At 70.6% G+C, this 7110-nt stretch carries 10 protein-coding genes (1 of these 10 cut by a window edge); 4 read left to right on the top strand and 6 right to left on the bottom strand.

Annotated features, from left to right (window positions below; all coding sequences use genetic code 11):
- A protein-coding gene (locus OG386_RS32480; RefSeq protein WP_328791042.1) for a DNA-3-methyladenine glycosylase crosses the window boundary here: on the bottom strand, nt 1–230 show its 5' end (the start). It extends 412 nt beyond the left edge of the window; the window shows 230 of its 642 coding nt (coding positions 1–230); the start codon lies at nt 228–230; its stop codon lies off the left edge, out of view.
- A gap of 108 nt (nt 231–338) precedes the next feature.
- Here OG386_RS32480 and OG386_RS32475 point away from each other — a divergent pair, with 108 nt between their 5' ends.
- From OG386_RS32475 to OG386_RS32465, 3 genes are all read left to right on the top strand, one after another.
- The gene (locus tag OG386_RS32475) at nt 339–1121 is read left to right on the top strand and encodes a sporulation protein (RefSeq protein WP_189735742.1); all 783 of its coding nucleotides are present in this window, start codon (nt 339–341) and stop codon (nt 1119–1121) included.
- A 64-nt stretch (nt 1122–1185) separates the two neighbouring features.
- The gene (locus OG386_RS32470) at nt 1186–1722 is read left to right on the top strand and encodes a YbhB/YbcL family Raf kinase inhibitor-like protein (RefSeq protein WP_328791041.1); all 537 of its coding nucleotides are present in this window, start codon (nt 1186–1188) and stop codon (nt 1720–1722) included.
- Between the two features lie 149 nt (nt 1723–1871).
- Nucleotides 1872–2375: an HNH endonuclease gene (locus tag OG386_RS32465; protein WP_328791040.1), complete on the top strand. Its 504-nt coding sequence runs from the start codon at nt 1872–1874 to the stop codon at nt 2373–2375.
- A 60-nt stretch (nt 2376–2435) separates the two neighbouring features.
- On the opposite strand, the gene OG386_RS32460 is transcribed toward OG386_RS32465, so the two are convergent.
- The 4 genes from OG386_RS32460 to OG386_RS32445 form a co-directional block, all read right to left on the bottom strand.
- A complete protein-coding gene (locus OG386_RS32460; RefSeq protein ID WP_327386173.1) occupies nt 2436–3206 on the bottom strand; it encodes a sulfite exporter TauE/SafE family protein in 771 nt (256 codons plus the stop codon).
- Between the two features lie 91 nt (nt 3207–3297).
- Nucleotides 3298–4284, bottom strand: a complete 987-nt coding sequence (locus tag OG386_RS32455) for an SPFH domain-containing protein (protein ID WP_327386172.1) — start codon at nt 4282–4284, stop codon at nt 3298–3300.
- Nucleotides 4285–4368: 84 nt separating this feature from the next.
- Nucleotides 4369–4797, bottom strand: coding sequence for an NfeD family protein (locus OG386_RS32450; protein ID WP_301372001.1), 429 nt, complete (start codon nt 4795–4797; stop codon nt 4369–4371).
- Nucleotides 4798–4881: 84 nt separating this feature from the next.
- On the bottom strand, nt 4882–5676 hold the full coding sequence (locus OG386_RS32445; protein WP_030010491.1) for an ABC transporter ATP-binding protein: 795 nt from the start codon (nt 5674–5676) through the stop codon (nt 4882–4884).
- Nucleotides 5677–5809: 133 nt separating this feature from the next.
- Here OG386_RS32445 and OG386_RS32440 point away from each other — a divergent pair, with 133 nt between their 5' ends.
- Nucleotides 5810–6592 (top strand): hypothetical protein, encoded by a 783-nt coding sequence (locus OG386_RS32440; protein ID WP_328791039.1) that lies wholly within the window; start codon nt 5810–5812, stop codon nt 6590–6592.
- Between the two features lie 176 nt (nt 6593–6768).
- Here OG386_RS32440 and OG386_RS32435 read toward each other — a convergent pair whose 3' ends face one another.
- Nucleotides 6769–7014: a chaplin gene (locus tag OG386_RS32435; protein ID WP_323185303.1), complete on the bottom strand. Its 246-nt coding sequence runs from the start codon at nt 7012–7014 to the stop codon at nt 6769–6771.
- Between the last annotated feature and the right edge of the window lie 96 nt (nt 7015–7110).

Raw genomic sequence — 7110 nt, 5'->3', positions numbered from 1 at the left:
TGTCCCGGTGGACCGAACATCGATGCGTTGCGGGCGGTGCGGCCGCGGTAGGCGTGGGAGCCGGGGTCGCTCTCCCCTTCGTACGCCTCGACCTCCGTGATGCGCAGTTCGAGGGGGCCCTCCGTGGTGCGGCGGACGAGGGTGCGGCCGAGGAGGTCCGGGGCCACGGTGAGGACCGGGCGGTCGAAGAAAGACCTGGGCAGGGGCGTACGGTCAGGGCGCGCGCTCATCCGGTCGAGCGTAGTGGAACGCGTCCCCGTGGAACCGGGGCCTAAGGTTCCGCGTTGGTACGGGGTAGTCGCGGCGTAGTCGCCAGATCCTTCAAGGGGAGTCAGAGCATGGGGTTCAAGAAGCTGTTCGCGGCGCTGGGTGCCGGCGGTGCTTCGGTGGACACGATCATCACCGAGCCGAACGTCGTGCCGGGCGGGATCGTCCAGGGCGAGGTCCGCATCCAGGGCGGTTCCGTGGAGCAGCAGATCGAGGGGCTGTCCGTGGGCCTGCAGGCGCGGGTCGAGGTGGAGGGCGGCGACCAGGAGTACAAGCAGGACATCGTCTTCACCAAGCAGCGCCTCGGCGGTGCGTTCCAGGTGCAGCCGGGTGCCCTGCACGTGGTGCCGTTCGGGCTGGAGATCCCGTGGGAGACGCCGATCACCCACTTCGGGGGCCAGCACCTGCACGGGATGAACATCGGGGTCAGCACCGAGCTGGAGATCGCGCGCGCGGTGGACGCGGGCGACCTCGACGCGATCAACGTGCACCCGGTGCCGGCGCAGCAGGCGATCCTCGATGCCTTCCGGCAGCTCGGCTTCACGTTCCGCAGCGCGGACATGGAGCGCGGGCACATCCGTGGGACGCGTCAGTCGCTGCCCTTCTACCAGGAGATCGAGTTCCTGCCGCCGTCGCAGTACCGCGGGCTGCACCAGGTCGAGCTCACCTTCATCTCGGACGGCCGGGAGATGGACGTCGTGCTGGAGATGGACAAGAAGCCCGGTCTGTTCACCGAGGGCAGCGACACCTACCGCTGCTTCCAGGTGGGTCTGCAGTCGTACCAGGGCACGGACTGGGCGGCGTACCTGAACCAGTGGATCGCGTCGGTCGGTTCGCAGCGCAACTGGTTCTAGGCTCGGGACCGCGTCCGTACACGGCGGGCGCGGTCCGATGTCTCCCCCTTCCGGAGGTTCAGTAGTGCCAGAGCAGAGCAGGGCGCACCTTCCGCACGACTTCCACCCCGAGGTCGCGTCCTTCACCTTGACGAGCGAGGACGTCTCCCATGGAGCCGACCTGCACGCCGCCCAGGTCCTCACGGGGAAGAACGTCTCGCCGCACCTTCGCTGGGAGGGCTTTCCCGAGGGGACGAAGAGCTTCGCCGTGACCTGCTTCGACCCGGACGCGCCCACGGGCAGCGGGTTCTGGCACTGGGTCCTCTTCGACCTGCCCGTTTCGGTGACGGAGCTGCCGGCCGGGGCGGGCACCGGGGATTTCGCGGGCCTGCCGGAGGGGGCCGTGCACGCGCGGAACGACTACGGCACGAGGGACTTCGGCGGTGCGGCCCCGCCGCGCGGGGAGCGGCACCGCTACGTGTTCACCGTGTACGCGGTGGACCGGGAGCAGCTCGGCCCGGACGAGGACTCGTCGCCGGCGGTCGTCGGATTCCATCTGCGGTTCCACGCCCTGGGGCGTGCGCAGCTCGTCGCGGAGTACGAAGCGCCCGCCGCGCGCTGATCGTTTCCCGAGCGTTCGCCCGGTCCTGGTCTAAAGAAGGCCAGGACCGGGCATTTTTATTGCGTTGTCCCGCGTGGCGCGCGCGGCCAGAGTGGTTGCGGGCCCTGCCGCCAGGGTGGTCGCGGGCCTGCACACGGGAGGTGGGCGAGATGCGGGACACGCTGGTGCTGAATGCGAGCTTCGAGCCGCTGTCGACAGTGACTCTGAATCGTGCTGTGGTTCTGGTGCTCCAGGACAAGGCCGTCGTCGAACAGTCGCACCCCGAGCTGCGTGTGCGCGCGGCCACCATGGATCTTCCGATGCCCCGGGTGATCAGGCTCTGCAGGTATGTCCGGGTGCCGTTCCGAAGACATGCTCCCTGGTCGCGGAGGGGGGTGCTGGTCCGGGACCAGCACCGTTGCGCGTACTGCGGGAAGCGCGCGACGACCGTGGACCACGTGCTGCCGCGGGCCCAGGGGGGTGGCGACACCTGGCTGAACACGGTGGCGTCCTGTGCCGAGGACAACCACCGCAAGGCGGCGCGGACTCCGGAGGAGGCGGGGATGCCGCTCCTCCGGAAGCCCTACGTGCCGTCGCCGGCGGATGCGATGCTGCTGGCCCTGGGGGTGACCGGGCGGGAGGCGCTCCCGGAGTGGCTGGAGCGTTCCGCCTGAGCGGATCTCCCGCGTTCGGTGGAGGCGGTCGCGCTGGGCGGCGTAGTTCTTCTACGTCGCTCAGCTGACGAGCAGTTGGACGATGGCGAGGATGCCGACCGTCACGATGACCGCACGCAGGACGGTCGGCGAGAGGCGCCGGCCGACCTTGGCGCCGATCTGACCTCCGATCGTGGAGCCGACGGCGATGAGGACGACGGCCGTCCAGTCGAACTCGGCGACGAAGAGGAAGACGACGGCCGCGATGCCGTTCACCAGAGCGGCGATGACGTTCTTGACGGCGTTGATGCGTTGCAGGTCCTCGCGGAGCAGCAGGCCCATCAGGCCGAGGTAGAGCACGCCCTGGGCGGCGCCGAAGTAGCCTCCGTACGCGCTGGAGAGCAGCATGCCGCCGAGCAGCGCCGGTCCGCCGTCGGGGTGGCCGGTGTCGCCTCCGGCGGCTTCCTGGCGTCGGCGCAGCGCGGCGGCGAGCCGGGGCTGGAGGACGACGAGGACCAGCGCCAGGGCGATCAGAACGGGCACGATCGTGTCGAAGGACTCGGACGGCAGGGTGAGGAGCAGGAGCGCGCCCGCGAGTCCGCCGATGAGGGACACGGAGCCGAGCCGCAGGATGCGGGAGCGCTGGCCCTGGAGCTCCTTGCGGTAGCCGATGGCCCCGCTGATCGAACCGGGCACCAGGCCGAGGGTGTTGGACACGTTGGCGGTGACCGGGGGCAGTCCGGTGGCGAGCAGCACCGGGAAGGTGATCAGGGTGCCGGAGCCGACGATGGTGTTGATCGTGCCCGCGCCGATGCCGGCGGCGAAGACAGCGAGTGATTCCCAGATGGACATGGACGGTGCCATCCCCTTTGCATGAGTGAGTCGCCTCCCCGCCATGAAGGTCGAGGGGCCTCACTGATCATGCAGGAAGGGGTGGCCCGTGTCAGTCGATGGGGGGCTGTTCCCGGCGGTCCGCGCCGTCCTTGTCCCGCGCGGCCGGGATGCCGCCGCCGTCCTTGCCGGTGCCGCCCGGGTTGAAGCCCGTACCGCCGCCCATGGGGCCGAAGTTGCCCATGGCGCCGGAGAGGCCCTTGAGGGCGTCGCCGATCTCGCTCGGCACGATCCAGAGCTTGTTGGCGTCTCCTTCGGCGATCTTCGGGAGCATCTGGAGGTACTGGTAGGCGAGGAGCTTCTGGTCGGCGTCGCCGGCGTGGATGGACTCGAAGACCGTACGGATGGCCTGGGCCTCGCCCTCGGCGCGCAGCGCGGCGGCCTTGGCGTCACCTTCGGCGCGCAGGATGGAGGACTGCTTCTCACCCTCGGCGCGCAGGATCTCGGACTGCCGGACACCTTCGGCCTGGAGGATCGCGGCGCGCTTGTCGCGGTCGGCGCGCATCTGCTTCTCCATCGAGTCCTGGATGGAGGTCGGCGGCTCGATGGCCTTGAGCTCGACGCGGTTGACGCGGATGCCCCACTTGCCGGTGGCCTCGTCGAGGACGCCGCGCAGGGCCGCGTTGATCTCCTCGCGGGAGGTGAGGGTCCGCTCCAGGTCCATGCCACCGATGATGTTGCGGAGCGTGGTGACGGTGAGCTGCTCGATGGCCTGGATGTAGCTGGCCACTTCGTAGGTCGCGGCCCGGGCGTCGGTCACCTGGTAGTAGATGACGGTGTCGATGTTGACGACCAGGTTGTCCTGGGTGATGACGGGCTGCGGCGGGAACGGAACGACCTGTTCGCGGAGGTCGATCCGGTTGCGGATCGAGTCGATGAACGGGACGACGATGTTGAGGCCCGCGTTGAGGGTGCGGGTGTAGCGGCCGAACCGCTCGACGATGGCGGCGCTGGCCTGCGGGATCACCTGGATCGTCTTGACCAGTGCGATGAAGACCAGAACCACCAGAATGATCAGGACGATGATGATCGGTTGCATGCGGTTCCCCGTGCCCTTCCGGCTGTCTGTGCTGCCCCGTTGATCGGAGTCTCGCAGACCTTGGGGCCGCGAGCAGGCTGGTTGTCACATGACGACGGCGGTCGCTCCGTCGATCTCCACCACGTCGACGGACTGTCCGGGTTCGAAGCTGGTGTCCGCGTCGAGGGTGCGCGCGGACCAGACCTCGCCGGCGAGCTTGATGCGGCCGCCGCTGCCGTCGACCCGTTCCAGGACGACGGCGGATCTGCCCCTCAACGCGTCGATGCCGCTGCGGTGTTGCGGGCGCTGGGTACGGTGCCGGTTGGCGATGGGTCGGACGACGGCGATGAGCGCGACCGACACGATCACGAAGACCAGGACCTGTGCCACCACTCCCCCGCCGACGGCAGCCGTGACGGCGGCCGCGACCGCGCCGACGGCGAACATGCCGAACTCCGGCATGGCGGTCAGGACGAGGGGGATGCCCAGTCCGACCGCGCCGATGAGCCACCACACCCACGCGTCGATGTCCACATGGTCATGGTAGGTCCGGTGGGCGCGGTCGGGACAGGGTGCGGGGACCCGCAAGAGGCGTAAGGGGCGGACCTAGACGCCCCCTCAGCCGAGCGGAAGGCCCTGTGCGGTCCAGCGGTCGGTCCCGTTGCGCTCGACGACCAGCGGGAGGCCGAAGCAGAGGGAGAGGTTGCGGGAGGTCAGTTCGAGGTCGATCGGGCCCGCGGTGACGACCTTGCCCTGACGGATCATCAGGACGTGGGTGAAGCCGGGGGCGATCTCCTCGACGTGGTGCGTGACCATGACCATCGACGGGGCGAGCGGGTCGCGGGCCAGGCGGCCGAGGCGGCGTACGAGGTCCTCGCGACCGCCGAGGTCCAGACCGGCGGCGGGCTCGTCGAGGAGCAGCAGCTCGGGGTCGGTCATCAGGGCACGGGCGATCAGCGTGCGCTTGCGCTCGCCCTCGGAGAGGGTGCCGAACTTGCGGTCGAGGTACTCGGTCATGCCGAGGCGGTCGAGGAAGGCGCGGGCGCGCTGCTCGTCGACGTCCTCGTACTCCTCCTGCCAGGTCGCCGTCATGCCGTAGGCGGCGGTGAGGACGGTCTGCAGGACGGTCTGCCGCTTGGGCAGCTTGTCGGCCATCGCGATGCCGGCGACACCGATGCGGGGGCGCAGCTCGAAGACGTCCACCTTGCCGAGGGTGCTGCCGAGGATGGTGGCGGTGCCCTTGGTGGGGAAGAGGTAGCTGGAGGCGAGGTTCAGCAGTGTGGTCTTGCCGGCGCCGTTGGGGCCGAGGATCACCCAGCGCTCGCCCTCCTTCACCGACCAGGAGACCTGGTCCACCAGAGCCCGGCCCTCGCGGACCACGGATACGTCCACCAGCTCCAGAACATCGCTCATGAGCGTGTTGTCACCCCTTGCAGTCACGGTTCTCTGTGCGCCGGTAGACGCAGCCCCAGGGGAAAACCTACGCCACTCGGAGAGGGCTCCGGGGCCGGGGCCCGGTGCCGGGGCCGATCCGTAAAGTAGGGGGATGCTTTTCGAACCACGTTCAGGGCGCTTGGCCGCCTGGGGGAACGCACTGCTGGCCGGTCTGGTCTCGCCCGACGAGGCCGTGTTGTCGATCGTGGGCGAGGACGCCGTGCACCGGGTGGAGGGGCTGCCGGGCGAGACGGGCCCCGTCGGTCTCACCTTGGCGCTCGGCCGGCTGCGGGCCCTGGGGGTGACGGGGCTGCGGGTGGCGCTGCCGGCGCCGGGGCATCCGCTGGGGCTGAGCGGGCCGCCGGAGTTCAATGCGCGGGCGCTGGAGGCGGAGGAGGCCGTCGTCGCGGTGGGGGCGGCGCTGGGTCTGGTGCCGGAGGTGTCCGAGGTCGGGCCGGCCGGGGACCTCCACGTATCGGTGACCTGGCACGTACTGCCGGTACGAGAGGCTCCGCCGGCCGACGTGCCCTCGCTGAGCGAGGCGGAGCGGGAGCTGGCGGAGGCGCTGCGCGAGGCGACCGAGGTGCTGACCCGGCTGGACGTGGCGGGGTCCGGGCCGGTCGCGGAGGCCGCGCTGTCGGCGTACCGGGCGCGGGCGGAGGCCGGACGGGAGGCGCTGGCGCCGGGGTATCCGGCGCGGGCGGTGCGGGTGCTGGCGCTGGCGCAGCGGGTGGACCTGATGGTGTCGCTCGCGCACGAGAACGGGCACGGGGGCGCGGTGGCCGCCTCGGAGATGGCGGCGCGGGCGGAGGCGCTGCGGCCGGTCGAGCGGGTCGCTCGGCGGGCGCTCGTGGCGGCGTACAACTCGGCCGTTGAGGCGCGCGAGCGGGGGTGACCCTGCGCTGCGCGGGCGGCACCGGCTGCGCCGGGCTTCGTGGGGCTCCGCCCCACACCCCGCGCCCCAAACGCCGGCGGGGCTGAGTGAGGGCCGGCCGGGGCTGAGAGGGAGCCGGGCAGGGGGAAACCCCGCTTCCCAGGGAGAGGGGGGAAGCGGGGCCGGGGTGGGGCGGGTCAGGCGTTGACGCCGGTGTTGCCGAAGGCGGGGTTGAGCAGGCCGATCACGTTGACGGTGTTGCCGACCACGTTCACGGGGACGTGCACGGGGACCTGGACCTGGTTCCCGGAGGCCACGCCGGGCGAGTTCAGGGCCTCGCCCTCCGCCGACGCACCGCCGTGCGCCGAGGAGACACCGGCGCCGGCGGCGAGGAGGCCGCCCGCGATCATGGTGACGGCTGCGGCCTTCTTGAAGTTCTTCACGTTCTCGTCCTCCAGTACGTCTGCCGCGACCAGCCGTCGCGACACGCCTTGGAGAACGGCCGGCCCGCGATCGGGATACGCCATGCGGGCTACATA

Source organism: Streptomyces sp. NBC_00273, assembly GCF_036178145.1.
In the GTDB taxonomy this organism is placed as follows: domain Bacteria; phylum Actinomycetota; class Actinomycetes; order Streptomycetales; family Streptomycetaceae; genus Streptomyces.
The sequence above is the reverse complement of the archived record's forward strand: the minus strand, read 5'-3'. Positions and strand labels throughout refer to the sequence as shown.

Coding starts and splice junctions, on each gene's coding strand:
- OG386_RS32460 (WP_327386173.1), bottom strand. CDS start 3,206: ATGTCCATCTGGGAATCACTCGCTGTCTTCGCCGCCGGCATCGGCGCG.
- OG386_RS32475 (WP_189735742.1), top strand. CDS start 339: ATGGGGTTCAAGAAGCTGTTCGCGGCGCTGGGTGCCGGCGGTGCTTCG.
- OG386_RS32445 (WP_030010491.1), bottom strand. CDS start 5,676: ATGAGCGATGTTCTGGAGCTGGTGGACGTATCCGTGGTCCGCGAGGGC.
- OG386_RS32440 (WP_328791039.1), top strand. CDS start 5,810: ATGCTTTTCGAACCACGTTCAGGGCGCTTGGCCGCCTGGGGGAACGCA.
- OG386_RS32465 (WP_328791040.1), top strand. CDS start 1,872: ATGCGGGACACGCTGGTGCTGAATGCGAGCTTCGAGCCGCTGTCGACA.
- OG386_RS32455 (WP_327386172.1), bottom strand. CDS start 4,284: ATGCAACCGATCATCATCGTCCTGATCATTCTGGTGGTTCTGGTCTTC.